Origin of the sequence: uncultured Polaribacter sp. (assembly GCF_947497125.1) — a bacterium.
Classification (GTDB): Bacteria; Bacteroidota; Bacteroidia; order Flavobacteriales; family Flavobacteriaceae; genus Polaribacter.
Genome location: NZ_CANMFI010000005.1, coordinates 33,050 through 52,164, shown reverse-complemented (window position 1 = coordinate 52,164; position 19,115 = coordinate 33,050). Strand labels below are relative to the sequence as shown.

11 protein-coding genes are annotated in these 19,115 nt (G+C 30.9%); 7 read left to right on the top strand and 4 right to left on the bottom strand.

Annotation, left to right across the window (positions count from 1 at the left end; translation table 11 throughout):
- The first annotated feature begins 46 nt into the window (after positions 1 to 46).
- From ileS to Q0678_RS08730, 4 genes are read left to right on the top strand one after another with little or no spacing between them, the layout of a single operon-like run.
- Entirely contained in the window at positions 47 to 3,523 is a 3,477-nt protein-coding gene (gene ileS, locus Q0678_RS08745; RefSeq protein ID WP_299056723.1) for an isoleucine--tRNA ligase, read from the top strand.
- Positions 3,524 to 3,528: 5 nt separating this feature from the next.
- Entirely contained in the window at positions 3,529 to 3,906 is a 378-nt protein-coding gene (locus Q0678_RS08740; protein ID WP_299056721.1) for a TraR/DksA family transcriptional regulator, read from the top strand.
- 52 nt (positions 3,907 to 3,958) lie between these two features.
- Positions 3,959 to 4,621, top strand: coding sequence for a hypothetical protein (locus Q0678_RS08735; protein WP_299056719.1), 663 nt, complete (start codon positions 3,959 to 3,961; stop codon positions 4,619 to 4,621).
- Between the two features lie 34 nt (positions 4,622 to 4,655).
- Complete coding sequence (locus Q0678_RS08730) at positions 4,656 to 5,270, top strand: lipoprotein signal peptidase (RefSeq protein WP_299056716.1); 615 nt, start codon at positions 4,656 to 4,658, stop codon at positions 5,268 to 5,270.
- Between the two features lie 121 nt (positions 5,271 to 5,391).
- Here Q0678_RS08730 and Q0678_RS08725 read toward each other — a convergent pair whose 3' ends face one another.
- Both Q0678_RS08725 and Q0678_RS08720 read right to left on the bottom strand, forming a co-directional pair.
- On the bottom strand, positions 5,392 to 5,559 hold the full coding sequence (locus tag Q0678_RS08725; protein ID WP_299056714.1) for a hypothetical protein: 168 nt from the start codon (positions 5,557 to 5,559) through the stop codon (positions 5,392 to 5,394).
- A 28-nt stretch (positions 5,560 to 5,587) separates the two neighbouring features.
- The gene (locus Q0678_RS08720; protein ID WP_299056712.1) at positions 5,588 to 8,128 is read right to left on the bottom strand and encodes a T9SS type A sorting domain-containing protein; all 2,541 of its coding nucleotides are present in this window, start codon (positions 8,126 to 8,128) and stop codon (positions 5,588 to 5,590) included.
- A 249-nt stretch (positions 8,129 to 8,377) separates the two neighbouring features.
- On the opposite strand from Q0678_RS08720, the gene uvrC reads away from it, so the two are divergent.
- Positions 8,378 to 10,174 carry an excinuclease ABC subunit UvrC gene (gene uvrC / locus Q0678_RS08715; protein ID WP_299056710.1) on the top strand — a complete coding sequence of 599 codons (1,797 nt, stop codon included), beginning with the start codon at positions 8,378 to 8,380 and terminating at the stop codon, positions 10,172 to 10,174.
- A 15-nt stretch (positions 10,175 to 10,189) separates the two neighbouring features.
- Positions 10,190 to 12,385 (top strand): patatin-like phospholipase family protein, encoded by a 2,196-nt coding sequence (locus Q0678_RS08710; RefSeq protein WP_299056708.1) that lies wholly within the window; start codon positions 10,190 to 10,192, stop codon positions 12,383 to 12,385.
- A 59-nt stretch (positions 12,386 to 12,444) separates the two neighbouring features.
- Here Q0678_RS08710 and Q0678_RS08705 read toward each other — a convergent pair whose 3' ends face one another.
- Entirely contained in the window at positions 12,445 to 14,700 is a 2,256-nt protein-coding gene (locus tag Q0678_RS08705) for an inorganic phosphate transporter (protein ID WP_299056706.1), read from the bottom strand.
- Between the two features lie 79 nt (positions 14,701 to 14,779).
- Entirely contained in the window at positions 14,780 to 16,009 is a 1,230-nt protein-coding gene (locus Q0678_RS08700; protein WP_299056704.1) for a porin, read from the bottom strand.
- 334 nt (positions 16,010 to 16,343) lie between these two features.
- On the opposite strand from Q0678_RS08700, the gene Q0678_RS08695 reads away from it, so the two are divergent.
- The gene (locus Q0678_RS08695; RefSeq protein ID WP_299056702.1) at positions 16,344 to 19,052 is read left to right on the top strand and encodes a TonB-dependent receptor; all 2,709 of its coding nucleotides are present in this window, start codon (positions 16,344 to 16,346) and stop codon (positions 19,050 to 19,052) included.
- Positions 19,053 to 19,115: the final 63 nt, after the last annotated feature.

The window sequence follows — 19,115 nt, the reverse complement described above, 5'->3', positions numbered from 1 at the left end:
TCCTAGAAAATCCTTATTTTCGCAAACTTATAAGAACAGCAAGAATATGAAAGCGAAATTTCCTGAATATAAAGGACTTGACTTACCAAAAGTAGCAGAAGAAATTTTAAATTATTGGCAAGAAAATAACATTTTCGAAAAAAGTGTAACTACAAGAGAAGGTGCAGAGCCTTATGTCTTTTTTGAAGGACCGCCTTCTGCTAATGGTTTGCCAGGTGTTCATCATGTTTTAGCACGTGCTATAAAAGATATTTTTCCAAGATATAAAACCATGAAAGGTTACCAAGTAAAGCGAAAAGCTGGTTGGGATACGCATGGTTTGCCAATTGAGTTGGGTGTAGAAAAAGAGTTAGGAATAACAAAAGAAGACATTGGTAAAAAGATTTCTGTAGAAGAATACAACGCGGCTTGTAGAAAAGCTGTAATGCGTTATACAGATATTTGGAACGATTTAACCAATAAAATGGGGTATTGGGTAGATATGGAAGATCCGTATATTACCTACGAACCTAAATACATGGAGTCTGTTTGGTGGTTGTTAAAAGAAATTTACAACAAAAAACTAATCTATAAAGGTTATACAATACAACCTTATTCACCAAAAGCAGGTACAGGTTTAAGTTCTCACGAATTAAATCAGCCAGGTACATATCAAGATGTTACAGACACTACTATAGTTGCACAGTTTAAAGCGGTTACAGAAACTTTACCAGATTTTTTACAGAATGAAGGCGATGTTAATTTTATTGCTTGGACTACCACACCTTGGACGTTGCCAAGTAATACTGCTTTAACCGTAGGCCCAAAAATAGACTATGTTTTGGTGCAAACATTTAACCAATATACTTTTGAGCCTGTAAAAGTTATTTTGGCTAAAAACTTAATAGGGAAACAATTCGGAGGTAAAAATGCATTTCAAGTTGAAGCCGCAGAAGAATTAAATAACTACAAATCCGGAGAAAAAAAGATTCCTTTTTATGTTGTAAAAGAATTTGTTGGTAAAGATTTAGTGGGTATAAAATACGAGCAAATTTTAGATTTTAATTTAGATTTTGAAAACAAACAAGATGCTTTTAGAGTTATTGCTGGCGATTTTGTAACAACAGAAGATGGAACCGGAATTGTACATACAGCGCCAACCTTTGGTGCAGATGATGCCTTGGTTGCCAAACAAGCAAGTCCAGAAATACCACCACTACTGGTTAAAGATGAAAATGACAATTTAGTTCCTTTAGTAGATTTACAAGGTAAATTTAGAAAAGAAATTAAAGATGATATTTATGGTTTTGCAAATGAATATGTAAAATCTGAATATTTAAATGAAGCTGATTTTGAAGTAGAATTAAAAAATCAGAAAGAAAAATTACAAGAAGTTTTAAAAAACCAAGACAAATATTTATCAGTTGATGAAAGACTTGGTTTAAAGTTAAAAAACGAAAATAAAGCTTTTAAAGTAGAAAAATACAAGCACAGTTATCCAAATTGTTGGCGAACAGACAAACCAATTTTGTACTATCCGTTAGATTCTTGGTTTATAAAAGTAACCGATGTAAAAGATAGAATGCATGAGCTGAATACAACCATTAATTGGAAACCAGAATCTACAGGAACTGGTCGTTTTGGTAACTGGTTGGCAAATGCAAATGATTGGAATTTATCGCGTTCTCGTTATTGGGGAATTCCATTGCCAATTTGGCGAACAGAAGATGGTAAAGAAGAAATTTGTATCGGTTCTGTTAAAGAGTTAAAAATCGAAATGGATAAAGCTGTAAAAGCAGGAGTTATGTCTTCGGCTATTTTTGCAGATTTTGAAGTAGATAATAATTCTGATGAAAACTATGCTAAATTAGATTTGCATAAAAATATTGTAGATAAAATTACCTTAGTTTCTGCATCAGGACAACCAATGAAGCGTGAAAGCGATTTAATTGATGTTTGGTTCGATTCTGGTTCTATGCCATATGCACAGTGGCATTATCCGTTTGAAAATAAACAAAAAATAGACGGTAACGAATCTTTTCCGGCAGATTTTATTGCAGAAGGTGTAGATCAAACAAGAGGTTGGTTTTATACATTACATGCAATTGCAACAATGGTTTTCGATTCGGTAGCCTACAAAAATGTGGTTTCTAATGGATTGGTTTTAGACAAAAACGGACATAAAATGTCTAAACGTTTGGGCAATGCAACAGATCCTTTTACAACATTATCTACCTATGGTGCAGATGCCACACGTTGGTACATGATTTCGAATGCAAACCCTTGGGATAATTTAAAGTTCGATTTAGAAGGAATAGAAGAAGTAAAGCGTAAGTTTTTTGGAACTTTATACAATACCTATTCATTTTTTACTTTGTATACAAACATAGATGGTTTTGCTTATAAAGAAGCAGACATTGCTTTAGAAGAAAGACCCGAATTAGATCGTTGGATTTTGTCTGAATTGCACACTTTAATTGCAAAAGTTGATAAATTTTATTCAGAATACGAACCAACAAGAGCAGCAAGAGCTATATCAGATTTTACACAAGATTATTTAAGTAATTGGTACGTGCGTTTAAGTAGAAGACGTTTCTGGAAAGGAACCTATGAAACCGATAAAATATCTGCATACCAAACACTTTATACTTGCATGATTACCATTGCCAAGTTAAGTGCACCAATTGCGCCATTTTTTATGGATAAATTGTATCAAGATTTAAACTCGGTTACGCAAAAAGAAACTTCAGAAAGTATACATTTAGCAGATTTTCCTGCTTTTGATGTAAGTTTTGTTGATGCTAGCTTAGAGCGTAAAATGGAAAATGCACAAACTATTTCTTCGTTAGTATTGTCTTTAAGAGCAAAAGAAAAAATAAAAGTACGCCAGCCACTTCAAAAAATCATGATTCCTGTTGATAATGAGCAACAGAAAGAAGAAATTTTAGCGGTTTCTAATTTGATTAAAAACGAAGTGAATATTAAAGAAATTCAAATTTTAGATGATGCTTCAGATATTTTAATCAAACAGATAAAGCCAAATTTTAAAGCTTTAGGGCCAAAGTTTGGTAAAGACATGCGTTTTATAGCTGCTGAAATTCAGAAATTTAACCAAGAAGATATTAACAAAATAGAGAAAGATAAAAACATTCTCTTAGAAATTAATGGAAAAAATATTAATTTAGACCTTTCAGATGTAGAAATATCATCTAAAGATATAGAAGGTTGGTTGGTTGCAAATGAAGGGTCGTTAACGGTTGCGTTAGATGTTACTATAACAGAAGAATTACATAAAGAAGGGGTAGCTAGAGAATTGGTTAATAGAATTCAGAATGCCCGTAAAGACAGTGGTTTAGAAGTAACAGATAAAATAAAATTAACGATTTTAAATTTCGAAAACTTACAACAATCTATTTTAGATAATAAAAAGTATATCATGAGTGAAACGTTAACAAATGAGTTGCTTTTTGTTGACGAATTAAAAAATGGTACAGAAATTGAGTTTGATACTGTAAAAAGTAAAATATTAATCGAAAAAATGTAAGATTTATGCAAGAAGTAAAGCTAAAATATTCTGATGAAGATTTACAAGAGTTTAAAGTTATTATAGAAAAAAAGATAGCAAGAGCGCAAGAAGATTTAGCATTGTTAGAGGCTTCGTACAAAAATGATGCTGGTAATGGTACCGATGACACTTCTTCTTCTTTTAAATCTTTTGATGAAGGTTCTGAGGTAATGAGCAAAGAAGCTAATGTGCAACTAGCCATTAGACAAGAAAAGTTTATAAGAGATCTTAAAAACGCATTGTTACGTATTGAAAATAAAACATACGGAGTTTGTAGAGTAACCAAAAAACTAATACAAAAAGAGCGTTTAAAATTAGTGCCACATGCTACTTTAAGTATTGAAGCAAAACGCAAGCAATAAGAAAAAAAACTCTCAATTTATTGAGAGTTTTTTTATAAAATAAATCCGGACAATGGTTCAGTTTCGCTTTAGAGTTCTAATTGTATTTTTCTTTTGTAGTTGCTATGTTTTTTCTCAAAAGACAGTAATTAAAAAGTTTGCTACAGCTCAAAACAAAATAGTAATTTATACAGAAGGATTGGATGATTTTATTTTAGAAAATTCAAATTCTAATCTTGTAGAGGTTTCATTAGCATCAGAAAATATAGACAAACAAGATATTTTAGTAGGTGCAAAAACTTATGAAACAAGCATTCATTTTAAGATACCAATCCCTATTGAAAAAGAAATTATTTTTAGAAAATTTATAACAGAAAGGTTGCAAAGAGCAACCGCAAAAATAAAAGTGCCAAAAAATAAAGCAGTAACTATTTTAGGAGAAAATATAAATGTTACCTCTAAAAGTTATGCGGGTAATTTAAGGGTTTTTCTAGAAAATGGTATTGTAAAGTTAGATACCGTACAACAAAATTTAGAGTTAAAATTATATACAGGTAGTGTTTTTGGATGTTACAAAGATGCTAATGTGAAAATTGCATCTAAAAAAGGGAACATAAAAATTGACACAGTTTTATATTCTAAGAAATATTTAAATCAGCAAACTAAAAGCACTAAAGAAATTAGCATTAGTAGTGTGCTAGCGAATATTTATTTAAGTACTCATAAAACACAATAATATTCTTATTTTTGTGTATTCAAATCATAAAAAAATGTCAAAAAAGACACTTGCAATACTTACCATTTTAGTTGCCATATTAGTAGATCAGTTAATAAAAATTTACGTAAAAACACACTTTGTTTTGGGTGAAGAAGTAGTTGTTTTTAACTGGTTTAAAATACATTTTGTTGAAAATAATGGAATGGCCATGGGTTTTGAGTTTGGTGGTAAAGCAGGTAAATTATTTTTAACTCTCTTTAGGTTATTTGCAGTTACTGGTATTGTGTATTGGCTAGTACAAAACATAAAAAAGAAAGTACATAATGCAGTAATTGTTGCAATAGCATTAATTTTTTCTGGAGCAGTTGGTAATATTATTGATTCTGTTTTTTATGGAGTGCTTTTTGATGCTTCTAATAATAATGTTGCTACACTTTTTTCAGAGACACCCTATGGCGAGCTGTTTTATGGTAAAGTAGTTGATATGTTTTATTTTCCTATTATAGAAAATGCTGTTTTACCCGACTGGCTTCCTTTTGTAGGCGGACAAATGTTTACCTTTTTTCAGTATATTTTTAATCCTGCAGATGCTTATATAAGTGTTGGCGTTGCTTTACTTTTTATTTTTAGTAAACAGGCTTTTCCTAAGGATGAAGAAGTTGTGTAATGTTGTTTAGTATACTTATTTAGGTTGTTATCTTTAACATAACAACAGGTTAACAATGCTTCGTTAACCTGTTGAATGATAGTTGAAGTTGATACTTATTATATGTTTAATTCCATTGAAATTAAAACCCAGTTCCTGGTGCTTCTGGGCTTTGTGCTTGAGCCTTTTGTGGGTTTAAAATCATATAGGTTCCTAGGGCAGTTAACGCTGCGTATTTACCATAATTACCTATTTTTTTAATTGCTTCTTTACGACTAATCTCTGTATTGTTCGTTTTATTTTTTTTCATTATTCTTCTATTTTAAGATCGTAAATTATTATAATATTATCTTTTTTTGAACATTTCCTTTTTCTGAAACCACTTTTACAATATACACGCCACTAGTTAAATTGGGTAATTTTATCTCTGAACTATAGTTGTTAATTGTTGAAGTCTTTAATACTTGCTTGCCAAGTAAGTTGTAAATAGATACTTTTATTTGTCCTTCTTCTAATAGTCCAGAAATTACTAATGTTTGTTTGTCTTTTTTGTAGATGTTAATCGAAGATAAAGTTTCATTAGCAACAGAAAGCGCTTGCGAAGTTGTAGTTCTTATAAAAAAACGACCACTACCGTCTATATCATTGTTTACTGTAACGGTGTAATCAGTTTCGTTTAAATTTGTAATTGTATTGGTTGTTTTGTCTTCTAAAAAAACATCAACGTTTTCTGGTAAGTTTATTGAACTTGCAGAAATAGAAATTTCTTTATTTGCGAATGCTTTTATCCCGATAGGAATATTTAAAGATTCTAGTTCATTTTTTGGTAAAGATTGTATTCCAATTTTTTTACCTGTGTTACTTGATACCAATTCAGAGTAAATTGCCAGGTCGTAGTTAAGGCCATCAAACATACTTCCGTCAAAACCATTGTCAAAATCTGTAGTAGCATTTTCTAGATAATAAATTTTTGTGCTTTTAATTTGATCTTCTTGTGCAATTTTTAACGTAATTTCTGAAGTATTACTACTGCTTTTTAAGAATGTATTTGATTGGTGGCTTTGGTTTTCTAGATTAAATGTTACTTTATTTGAGTTTGCAGTACCTGCACTTACAAAGAAACCTTGTGTAGGTGCAATTTCAAAAGCGGCATCTGTGCCCGCCATTTTTTGAACATATCCACCTTGGTTTGTACCATTTTTATTTTCATCCCAAATCCAAATTGTTTGCTCAGAAAGTCTATTTGTTGCATTGTTATCAGTAAAAAACTGTCCTAAATTCACATAAGAAGTAAAAGGGTTTCCAATAAAGTTGAAAAAATTACTTCCATTTTGAGATATGGCTGGTTCTACAACTGTATTAGTGTATGTGCCTGTAAATGATAGATCATTAGCACCTGTAGTATTGTCTAACTTTGCAATTAAACCAGTACCAGTGGCAATTACATCTGTACTTGTGTTCGTATAGTAGTTCCAGTTAGAACCATCATTGTTATAGGTTGCCAATCCAATTCTAGTTGGTATAGATCCAATAGCAAAATTATTTTCAGTTAGTAAAGAGGTAACAGTAGTACCAGAAACGGGTATTGAAACAGCGTACCAAGCATTTGTTGGCCCTGCATCTTTTGTTATTGTTCTTTTGTAAGTAACATTACCTGTTGCTGTTCCATTCACAATTAAAGAACCACCAGAATTTATAGTTAAAGATGCTGCTGTGTCTATAGTAATATTTTCTGTAATTGCTCCTGTTGTTTCACTAATATTAGGGTTGTTAGAGGTTGCACCAATGGTAACCACTTCTCCTATTCCAGGAATAATTCCTAAATCCCAATTAGTAGCGGTTGCCCAATCTGTAGTTGCACCATTCCAAGCGTTTGGTTCTGTTGGGTTTATTTGTCCGTAAAAAATGTCTGTATTAAATTGAAACCCTTTAAAGTAGGTTCTATTTATTTTTGAATTTGTTCCGGTTATATTCCAATCAGGGTAACTAGTAGATCCATTTGCAGCACCTACCCAATCGTTTGTTGTGTAACCAGTTTTAGTACCTTGTCTAAATAAGTAGCTAACATCACTTGTAGAATCATGATTAATTATTGTTGCACTTGTCGTTATTCTAAATTCTGATGCATTATTTAAAGCAATACCTCCACCAGTTCCGTCTGTACTATATTTTTGAGCAAAAACAATTTGTCCATATCCAAATTCTCCTTGATCACTAGTAGATGCAAAATCATCATCATCTAAGTAAGAAACAGAGTCATAAAGAACCCAGTTGTCATCAATATGATCTCCAGCAGCATCAATAATACCATCATTATCATCATCAAAATCAACACCATCAGGATTACTATTAGCAGTAATTAGCATATACGTTGCACTTGGATCTGCAAAATTGCCATCCCAACCGATGTCTGGGTTTGCAGAGCCAAAATCACTAGAACTATTGCCTGAAATGTCAGAGCCAATAGCTCCTGTAATCATTGTAGTTAAAACAGTTGTACCAGATGAAATTATAGGAGCATAAAGGTTATTAGTTATCGTTCCATCATCAGCATCTGTATAATTTGCAACAACAACTAATAGTCCGTTAGAACCAAATGTTCTTGTTCCATCACCTAATTGCATTGCTTCATCTACTTTACCCATATTTGTTTTTGTGCCCTCACCATCTCCTTCTACCGAAACAAAATAAAGATTAGAGGGTATTATTGCATTTGGAGTTCCTCTAAACTCATAATATTCTCTAGTCATATCGTCTCCACTTGGGCTCGGAATAATTTTATTGATATAATAACCAGACCCTGTGGACATATTATCAAATGTTTGTGATACTGAGATGCCGCAGACGAATAATGTTAAAAAAAGTAAAATTTTCTTCATAATAAATAATTGTTATTTGTTAGTATTAGTAATATTTTCTTTGACTGGTTTACCAAATTGGTTTACCAATATAGCGTATTTTTTTGTAACTAAAAAATTTCACTTTCTGATTTTTAGGTGATTATATTTTAAAGTCTTTAAGATTTTTAATTTTTAAAGCCTCATGATTGGTTTGAAATTGAACGTTTTTTGGTTTAATTTTTACGTAATTTTTTAAAAACAACAGTTTAAAATTAGTAATTTCGTACCATGCAGGCATCTTTAGAACTTCAAATACAAACCTTACCCAACACACCTGGTGTGTATCAATATTTTGATAAAAATGATGTAATTATTTATGTTGGGAAAGCTAAAAATTTAAAGAAAAGAGTGTCTTCTTATTTTACCAAAACACACGAAAATGGTAAAACAAGAGTGTTGGTAAAAAACATTGTACACATAAAACACATTGTTGTAAATACAGAAACAGATGCCCTTTTATTAGAAAATAATCTTATTAAAAAGTACAAACCTCGTTACAATGTTTTATTAAAAGATGATAAAAGTTACCCCTGGTTGTGTATCAAAAAAGAGCGTTTTCCAAGAGTTTTTATGACACGTAGAGTTATAAAAGATGGTTCTGAATATTACGGACCTTATACTTCTATTAAAACAGTAAGAATCTTGTTAGATTTGATAAAAGAACTCTATCCTTTAAGAACCTGTAATTACGATTTAAGTCATCAGAATGTTAATGAAGGAAAATACAAAGTCTGTTTAGAGTACCATTTAAAAAATTGTAAAGGTGCCTGCGAAGGTTTAGAAACAACTGCGCAGTATGATGCTTCTATAGTAGAAATTAGAAATATTATTAAAGGTAATTTTAAAGAAAGTTTAGAGAAGTTTCAAAAAATGATGTTGTCTTACGCATCAAATATGGAATTTGAAGAGGCTCAAAAAATTAAAGAAAAGTTAAGTTTACTAAGCAATTACCAATCAAAAAGTACCATTGTTAACCCTTCAATTAATAATGTAGATGTTTTTTCTATCATTTCTGATGAAACGCATGGATATGCAAATTTTTTAAAAATTTCTAATGGATCTATTATTCAATCGCATACCACAGAAATCAAGAAAAAATTAGATGAAACAGATAAGGAATTATTAGCACTATTTATTGTAGAAATAAGACAGCGATTCGACTCACAATCACCAGAAATTTATGTTCCTTTTAAGGTAGATTTAGGTGAAGAACTGAAGGTGACTGTGCCAAAATTAGGCGATAAAAAACGAATTGTAGAGCTTTCTGAGCGAAATGCAAAATACTACAGAATGGAGCAATTTAAGCAAGTACAAATTGTAGATCCAGATAGGCATGTAAAACGTATTATGGCACAAATGAAAAAGGATTTACGCTTGCAAGTAGAGCCAAGGCATATTGAGTGTTTTGACAATTCGAACATACAAGGTACAAATCCTGTTGCCGCTTGTGTTGTTTTTAAAGATGGCAAGCCTAGTAAAAAAGATTACCGACATTACAATATAAAAACAGTGGTTGGTCCTGATGATTTTAGTTCTATGGAAGAGGTTGTTTTTAGGCGATACAAACGGTTACTTGCCGAAAACCAACCATTACCTCAGTTAATTATTGTAGATGGTGGTAAAGGACAATTATCTTCGGGTTTAAAAGCTTTAGACGATTTAGGCTTGCGAGGTAAAATTGCTATTATTGGTATTGCAAAACGTTTAGAAGAAATATATTATCCAGGAGATCCTGTACCTTTGTATTTAGATAAAAAGTCTGAAACGCTAAAAATTACGCAGTATCTAAGAAATGAAGCGCACAGATTTGGTATTACTTTTCATAGAAATAAAAGAAGTAAAAGTGCAATACAAAGTGAGCTAGAGTTAATACCAGATGTTGGTAAACAGACCATTACTACTTTATTGCGTACATTTAAATCTGCTAAAAGAGTAAAAGAAGCAAGTTTAGACGAACTAAAAGCATCAATTGGCCATTCTAGAGCCATAAAGGTGCATCGTTATTATCATCAAGAAAAAGAATAACTTTAAAACAACGCTATGAAAAACTTCTTATTATTACTTTTTACAAGTTGTACTATTTTGAGTTTCTCTCAAGAACAACCCAAAGTAGGCTTGGTGTTAAGTGGTGGTGGTGCCAAAGGTTTTGCACATGTTAGTGTGTTAAAAGAAATAGACAAAGCAGGCATTCAACTAGATTATATTGGCGGTACAAGTATGGGTGGTATCATAGGCGGTTTGTATGCTGTTGGGTATTCTGGAGAGCAGATAGAGCAAATTATAATAACTACAGATTTTACAAGTTTGCTTAGAGATGCTTTGCCAAGAAGTTCAGAAACTTTTTTTGAAAAAGAATATGGTGAAAAAACCGTACTAACACTTCCTGTTGATAAAAGAAAGATTGGGTTGCCAAAAGGAATTTCTAAAGGACAAAATGTGTTAAATTTTCTGTTTGAATTGATCGATAATGTTCCTCCGAATCAAGATTTTTCTAAACTACCCATTCCTTTTTTCTGTGTAGCCACAGATGTAGAAAATGGAGCGCCTGTAATTTTAGAAAAGGGTTCTTTGCCTTTGGCTTTAAGAGCAACCGGTTCTATACCTTCTATTTTAAATCCGATAGAAATAGACAACAAACTTTTAATTGATGGTGGTATAGCTAATAATTTCCCGGTCTCTATTTTAAAAGAAAAAGGAATGGATATTGTAATTGGAGTAGATGTAGAAGGGAAACTGTTTCAAAAAGATAAAATAAACTCTCTGGTGTCTATCATGAATCAGGTTGTAAGTTATAAAATGTATAACAAAACCGATCAAGAGAAAAAAAACTTAGACGTATACATACATCCAGATATTTATAATTTTAGCATGGTTGCATTTGATAAGAAACTAGAAATCTTAGAAAAAGGAACCGCAAATGCACAAGAATTTACAGCTATTTTTAAAGAAATTGCTGCCAAACAAAGTCCTTTCAAAAAAGAATTGAAAGTAAAACAGCAATGTAAAAAGGTATTGATTAGCGACATAACCATTGCTGGGTTAAAGAATTATTCAAGAGCATTTATCTTAGGTAAATTAAATATTAGAGAAGGAGATAGCTTGTCTAGAGAAGACATAACTCAGAAAATTTATTTACTTTCTGCTACCAGAAATTATAATAGAATTGAATATGATTTGGTTAAAAAAACAGACCATAGTTATGTTTTAAATTTTAAAGTACAAGAATCTAACGAATACGCAAATATAAAATTAGGGGTGCATTACGATTTGTTATACAACTCTAGTGTGTTGGCAACTTACAATCAAAAACATGTGTTAAAAGACAACGATTTATTTTCTTTGGATATGATTCTGGGAGATAATTTACGTTATAACCTAAATTACTTTGTAGATAACGGTTTTTATATTAGTTACGGTTTTAGATCTCGGTACAACCATTTTAAAACAAATACAAAATTTAGTCAAGTTTCAGAACAGTTAAATGTAAGTAATATTAACTTGAATTATTCTGATATAACCAATCAACTTTTTTTACAAACTACATTTAACAGAAAATTTGCTCTTGGTTTAGGAGTAGAACAAAAGTTTGTAAGAGCCACTTCAGAAAATATTGTAACAACTTTAAATCCTGATGGCATTTTAGAAAAGAGCAATTATTTTAATACTTACGGATATTTAAAGCTTGATACGTATAATAAAAAATATTTTGCTACAAAAGGGTATTTTGCAGACTTAGAATACAAATGGTATGTTGGTTCTACAGACTATACAGAAGATTTTATGATGTTTTCTCAGGCAAAAGGTACCTTAGGCTTTGCAAAAACTTTTTTTAACAGACTAACATTGCAAAACACAAATCAAGCAGGTTTTACTATTGGAAGTCCAATATCTAACACTTTCGATTTTTATTTAGGAGGCTATAATCAGAACTATATAAACACTTTTGTTTCTTTATATGGTTATGATTTTGCAGATATATCTGGTAATTCTTTCTTAAAAACGTTAATTGATGTAAGGTATCAAATAATAGAAAATCATTATGTTTCTGTGTTAGCAAATTATGCAAGGGTAGAAGAAAATGTATTTAAAGATATTAATATATTTGATGATATTAAATCTGGTTATGCAGTTGGTTACAGCTATAATTCTTTTCTAGGCCCTATAGAATTAAAATACAGTTGGTCTCCAGATACCAAAGAAAGCAGCTTTTTATTTAACCTAGGTTTTTGGTTTTAGGGCATAAAAAAATAGCTATCTAAATTTTAGATAGCTATTTTTTTGATAAACAGAAAGGTTTATTTAACCTCTTGTTTTGTAGTTAAATGAAACTCTTCATATGTTTCTAATAAATTCATTAAAGCCTTAATTAGATCTTTTGTTTCTAGTAAAACACTAAAATAAAGTGTTGTGTTTTTAGGACTTGTTTCATCAGTTCTAATTCTAGCAACTTGCTTTTCAATAGAGGCACTTACATCTTGTAATAATTCATTTTTCTCTATCAATAGACTATTTAATTTATCAAACTCTCGTTTCTCAAAAATAGACGCTTCTTTGGTCAATAATTTAGACAACGCTTTATCTATAGATTTAAGATCTTGTATTTGCCCTTTCTTTAAGTTTTTATGATTGTTGTTTACATGCTTGTAACTTGCTCTAGAAATATAGCTTATAGATTGTGCAATATCTTGTAAATAACCCAACACCATTATATAAAATCTACTAGCTTCTACAGAAGTTTCGTCTAAAGATTTAATAAAGTAAAAAACACCATCTTTTAAACCATCTATTTCATCGTTTAATTTTTTAACGTGCTTGTCTGTTTTACGCAGTTTGTTTAAATCGTGGTCTGCCAAGTCATTTACAACATTTGTGTATAGTTTGGTTACACGGTTTACAACTTCTGTAATATGATCTGCACTTTCTTCAATTACTCCATTAATGGTAATTAGTTCAGATCTTTCTATATATTCTTGTTTTTTTACTTCCTTAGATTTTTTTCTGTGGATTAAAGTATTTCTTCCAATTAAAAAAGCAACAACTGCTAGCAAAATAGGAATCATTACCATGTCCCAACTAATTAAATACGCAACAATAGCAGCTGCTAAAAATGCTGTTATTGCAGTTAAAAACCAACCACCAATAACATTTAATACTCCGGCTACTCTATATACTGCACTTTCTCTACCCCAAGCTCTGTCTGCTAAAGAAGTACCCATAGCTACCATAAACGTTACGTAAGTTGTAGATAGTGGTAGTTTCATAGAAGTTGCAATAGAAATTAAAATACCAGCAACAATTAAGTTTACAGAGGCTCTAATTAAATCGAAAGCAGGCAACTCATACGTTTTGTCTTTTGGCAAACTTATTACTGGTTTTTGAAATTTACTATCTACAAAACTCAATACTTTTTTAGGAAAAATTTTGCTAATTCCGAAGTTTAAACCCATTGCAGCTCTTACAACAACCCTAGATAATGGATTTGGTTGAAATTTTTCGTGTCCTTCACCTTGTCTAGATAAATCGATACCCGTTTTTATTACATTTTGTGCTTTGCTAGACGTCCACAAAGTAACTACCATAATACCACCGGCTACTAATAATAACCAAATATTACTAGGTACTTTTTTAGCCAAAATTCCCATAGAAAAAGCATCTGCAGAAACACCAGAAATTTCCCAGGCTTGGTAAGAGTTCCAAGCAGCAATTGGTACACCAACAAAGTTTACCAAGTCGTTACCAGAAAATGCCATAGCTAAAGAGAAGGTACCAACACCAATAATTAATTTTAATATATTAATTTTAAAGGCAGATATTAATATTTGAGAAATTACAGACCATACTACAAAACTTCCTAGAATGATTGCGATGGTATTTCCTTCAATTAAAAACTTTACATCTTTATAAAAAGGAGTTCCTTTCATTCCTTTAATGATGATAAAGTAAGTAATTGCAGTAATTGCAAAACCACCAAACAAGGCACTTATATAGCTTGCTCTTTGTTCAAAATTAAAAGAATAAATAAGTCTAGAAATAAATTGTACAATAGCACCTACAGAAAAGGCGACAACTACAGAGAGTAAAATACCAAAAATGATTTTAGTTGCAGTTTCGTGGTTAATATAGCTCCAAAGATCATTAAAACTCTGCGCATCATTTGCAGAAATTTTAATTAGAGAAATACAAACGGCAGCTCCTAACAATTCAAAAACAATAGAAACTGTTGTAGAGGTTGGCATTCCTAAAGAGTTAAAGATATCTAGTAATAAGATATCAGTAATCATTACTGCCATAAATATAAACATGATGTCTTGAAACATAAACATGCTTGGATTAAAAATACCTTTACGAGCAACTTCCATCATTCCGCTAGAGGTTACAGCGCCAAAAAAGACACCTAAACTAGCAATTATCATGATGTTTTTAACTGAAATTGCTTTAGAGCCAATGGCTGAATTTAAGAAGTTAACAGCATCGTTACTAACTCCTACAACTAAGTCTACTATGGCTAAAACAGCCAATGCGACTAACATTAAAATATATGGATCTCCCATTTCTTTGGTTTATTTTTTAGTTTAACAAATTTAAATACATAAATGGGTACTTATGTTACCTTTATGTTATCTTTTTTACTTAAAAATGAATGTCTACTTGCAATCTATATAATAATTGATTTTGGCTAAACCCAATATCAGTGTAGCTTATATCTGTTTGTACTTTTAACTTATGGCCAACAATGTATTTAGATAAACCTAATGTATATTGATTTTCTGCACCTTTACCTGTTAAGTTTTTATCTAAAGAGATATTTGTGTAACGAGCAGAAACTTCTAATTTTTCTGAAAGTAAATATCCTGTCTGTAAATTTAAACCGTTACCAACTTGAACAACATCGCCTGTTAAGCTTCCATCAGTATTTTTTGCAATAGCATCGGCTGCATTTCTATCAGCATATTCTGCCATAAAAGAGAATCCTTTGTGTTTGTACATTGCATCTATATATAATGTAGAAATGTCTGTCTGAAAAAATGCTGCATTAGCACCTGCGGTTGTTCCGTCTATAAACATGTAAGAACCTTGGTTGCTTCTATTTTTAGATGCGTTATTATTTAAATCATAATTAAAAGCTACAGATAATTTTGGAGTTGGTTCAAATTTTAAATCACTTCCTTTATAATCTCCTTTACCCGAAAAATCTCCAAACGGAAACAATTCTACTCTAGCAGTATATTGATGTCCTCCAAGATTTCCTCTAGTAATATTTCTGCCTTCTCCCTGAGAGATTGCATAAATATGCTTTACCAAAAAATTATCAGACAGTTTAAATTTGTGCCTTAATTGAAAACCAATATCTCTATCAATGGTAAATCTGCTATTTAATAAAGATCTATCAACCATTTGTAGGTCTCCAGAAGAAATTACACGTTCTCTGTTTCCTGGTAATTTTGTTTGCCCCATCCAAAGAACCCAATCTCCAGAAAAATTCCATTTTAAAACGGCGTCTAAAATTTGTCTAGGCGCATCATGTGTAAAATAAGAAGCCCCAGATTTGTCTCTGTTAGACAAACCTAATTCTAGCTTGTATTCTAGTTTTGGTGAAAAAGCCCAACCATCAAATTTTAAACGAGATCTTCTAATCAGCATAGAAGACTCTGGGTTTTTAAGTCCGTTTTGAACATCCCAAGAGCTAAGAGCCAATGTTTGAAACCTCATTCCTACTTTCATAGTCCAAGTACTGTCTTTACCAACTAGGTTGAACAATCCTTTTCCGAATTTCTTTGAATTAAATTCTTGGGCATTTGTGGTTAAGAATAGGCACAATAATGCCAACTTTACTACGTGTTGTAGTTTTTTTGTATACATAATTTTAGTTTTTGTCGCTGCAAATAACCAAAATAGATGTTAAGTTAATGTTACTACAGTATTATTAAAACAAAAAAAAACTGCCATGGCCAATGGCAGTTCGTCATATAAAAGTTGACAAAAACTATAATTATATTGACATTTTTATCTTAAAAGATAGTTTCAAATTTCATTCTTATTCTTAAAACTAATGTTTTTTTAAAATTAAAAAAATGTTATCAAATTTTGTCAAATTAACACTCTAGTAAACTTAAAATAATAGTAACATAATTTACTCATAACATAAAATTTACAAATAAGATAGAGTTTTGCACATATATATTAAATAAAAAAAATGAAGAAAATTTTATTGATAATTCTTGTTGTTTTTTCTCAATTCTTAGGAGCACAAGATAAAGGGACTTTAAAAGGTTTGGTTACTGACAAAGAAACGAATAATGAGCCTTTACCCTTTGCAAACGTAATTGTTAAAGGAACTACAATTGGTACTACAACAGATTTTGATGGTAATTATTTACTAAAATTACCTGTAGGTTTACAAACGATATCTTTTAGCTTTTTAGGTTACAAAACTATCGAAAAGGCTATAGAAATTAAAGTAGGACAAGTTGTTACTTTAAATCAAATTTTAGCTGCAGAGCAAGGTGTTTCTTTAGATGAGATTGTTATCAAATCTACTACTAATAACGAAAAGAGAACAGCATTAATTTTAGAGCAAAAGAAAGCAGTTTCTATTAAAACAACTATTGGTGCGCAAGAATTGGCTGCTAAAGGAGTTTCTGATGCAGAAGGAGCTGTTGCTAAAACAGCAGGAGTTTCTAAGAGTTCTAAAAACGTAGTGGTAAGAGGTTTGGGAGATCGTTACAATTCTACAACATTAAACGGTTTGCCATTACCATCTGAAGACCCAGAATATAAAAATATTTCTTTAGATTTTTTTGATACAAGTATTATTAAAAACATTGGTGTAAATAAAGTTTTTACAGCAGATTTAGGTGCCGATGTTGGTGGTGCAAATATTGATATTGTATCTAAAGAGTTGGTTAAAAAGAGTCTTTTTAGTGTTGGAGCTTCTGCGGGCATCAATACACAAACTGTTTCAAAAGAATTTTTAACTATAGATGGTACAAATACATTTGGTACTCAAAATAGTGGTATACCTGTTAACGATTTAACAAAGTATTCTTTTAACAATTCTTGGAATCCAGAAAGTCAAAACCTTCAAACAAACAAGAGTATTTCTTTTTCGGGAGGTAAAAAATATAATTTTGGTGATGATACCTTTAGCTTTTTTGTAGTTGGTGGTTTTGATGCAAAGTATAATTATTTAGAAGGAAACATAAAACAAACTACTAGTTCAGGCGAAGTTTTTCAGGATCAAGATTTCTCTAAATATGATTATAATGTATCGCAATTATTAATGGCAAACTTAGATTACAAATTCGACGAGGGGCATAATATTGCTTTTAACCACTTATTTATTCATAACAACAAACAATCTATCGGAGACTATTTAGGATTTAATAATCCTGAGCAAGACGGAGATATCGAGTTTCAAAGAAGACAACAAATTAATAACAACGAGTTGTATGTAAATCAATTAATTGGTAACTATAAATTTTCTGAAAGAGTAAACTTCGAAGCAAAAGGTTCTTTAAATTTTATTAGAGGGAATGAGCCAGATAGAAGAACTAATAAATACCTTTTTAGAGATAATTTTTATAGTCCACAAACAAGTTCTGCAGGAGAAAACGAGCGTTATTTTGCAAAATTAGAAGAAAACGATTATGCTGCAAAAGGAAAATTATCATACAAGTTAAAAGAAGATGAAGAAGATATTAGTGTTCTTGAGTTTGGAGGAGACTACAGGTATACAGAACGTTTATTTTCTGCAACAATTTTTAACCATGATTTTTCTAGCAGAGTTGCTATAGATGTAGAAAATCCAGACGCTGTTTTTAACCAGTCTTCTATAGACAATAATATTTTTGAGTTAGAAACAGGAAGAGGTAATGCAAGTAATCCGAATGCATTTGTACCTTTTACGTACAGAGGAAAAAGACAGATATTTGGTGGTTTTGGTACTTTAGTATATCAGTTAAATGATAATTTAGTAGCTTCTTTTGGAGCAAGATTCGAGAACATTCAGCAGTTGGTTACTTACAATACAAATATTGCTCAATCTGCTGTAGATGGCGCATCTAAATTAAACAGAACCTATGTATTGCCTAGTTTTAATGTAAAGTACAATTTTAACGAAAACAGTATTATTAGACTTGCAGGTAGCCAATCGTATACATTTCCTCAGTTTAAAGAAACGGCTCCTTTTAAATACCAAGATATTAGCTTTTCATCTCAAGGTAATCCAGATTTAGATCCATCAGATAATTATAATTTTGATGCAAAATATGAATATTACTTTTCTTCGTCAGAATTAGTTACAGTTACTGGTTTTTACAAATACATTAAAAACCCAATTGCAAGAAGCGAAATTCCTTCTGGTGGGAATACCTTAACATATTTAAATGTTGGTAATGATGCAAGTGTATATGGTATAGAATTAGAAGCTAGAAAAAGTGTGTTAGAAATAGAAGATCAAGATTTAAAAGTAATGGCAGGTGTTAATACTTCTTTCTTAGTTTCTAATATTAACTTAGATCAAAATTCTATTGCACAGTTTACAAGTACAACTAGTAATTTAGAAGGAGCAACTCCATTTTTAGTAAATGCAGATATTTCTTTAAATAAAAAATACCAAGACAATACGCTTACTTCTTCTGTAGTGCTTAATTATTTTAGTGAAAGAGTATATTCTATTGGTACAAGAGGATTTGAGAATATTATAGAAAAAGGAATACCTACACTAGACTTTGTGTCTTCTTATGATTTTAACAAAAATTATAGTATTAAATTAAAAGCAACAAACTTATTAAACCCAGATTTTCAGTTAAATAGAGCAGGGTTTAATGGAGGTGATACAGTTGTGTTAAGTAATTATAAAAAAGGTGTTAATCTAAGTTTAGGATTTTCATATAATTTTTAAAGAAGTCTTGTTTTTAATAACAATTCTTTAAAATTTAGATAAAGTAAAAGCAACGTTTATAGT

Bases quoted from the DNA above. Each gene is read 5' to 3' on its own strand.
- ileS (WP_299056723.1), top strand. From the start codon at position 47: ATGAAAGCGAAATTTCCTGAATATAAAGGACTTGACTTACCAAAAGTA.
- Q0678_RS08740 (WP_299056721.1), top strand. From the start codon at position 3,529: ATGCAAGAAGTAAAGCTAAAATATTCTGATGAAGATTTACAAGAGTTT.
- Q0678_RS08735 (WP_299056719.1), top strand. From the start codon at position 3,959: ATGGTTCAGTTTCGCTTTAGAGTTCTAATTGTATTTTTCTTTTGTAGT.
- Q0678_RS08730 (WP_299056716.1), top strand. From the start codon at position 4,656: ATGTCAAAAAAGACACTTGCAATACTTACCATTTTAGTTGCCATATTA.
- Q0678_RS08725 (WP_299056714.1), bottom strand. From the start codon at position 5,559: ATGAAAAAAAATAAAACGAACAATACAGAGATTAGTCGTAAAGAAGCA.
- Q0678_RS08720 (WP_299056712.1), bottom strand. From the start codon at position 8,128: ATGAAGAAAATTTTACTTTTTTTAACATTATTCGTCTGCGGCATCTCA.
- uvrC (WP_299056710.1), top strand. From the start codon at position 8,378: ATGCAGGCATCTTTAGAACTTCAAATACAAACCTTACCCAACACACCT.
- Q0678_RS08710 (WP_299056708.1), top strand. From the start codon at position 10,190: ATGAAAAACTTCTTATTATTACTTTTTACAAGTTGTACTATTTTGAGT.
- Q0678_RS08705 (WP_299056706.1), bottom strand. From the start codon at position 14,700: ATGGGAGATCCATATATTTTAATGTTAGTCGCATTGGCTGTTTTAGCC.
- Q0678_RS08700 (WP_299056704.1), bottom strand. From the start codon at position 16,009: ATGTATACAAAAAAACTACAACACGTAGTAAAGTTGGCATTATTGTGC.
- Q0678_RS08695 (WP_299056702.1), top strand. From the start codon at position 16,344: ATGAAGAAAATTTTATTGATAATTCTTGTTGTTTTTTCTCAATTCTTA.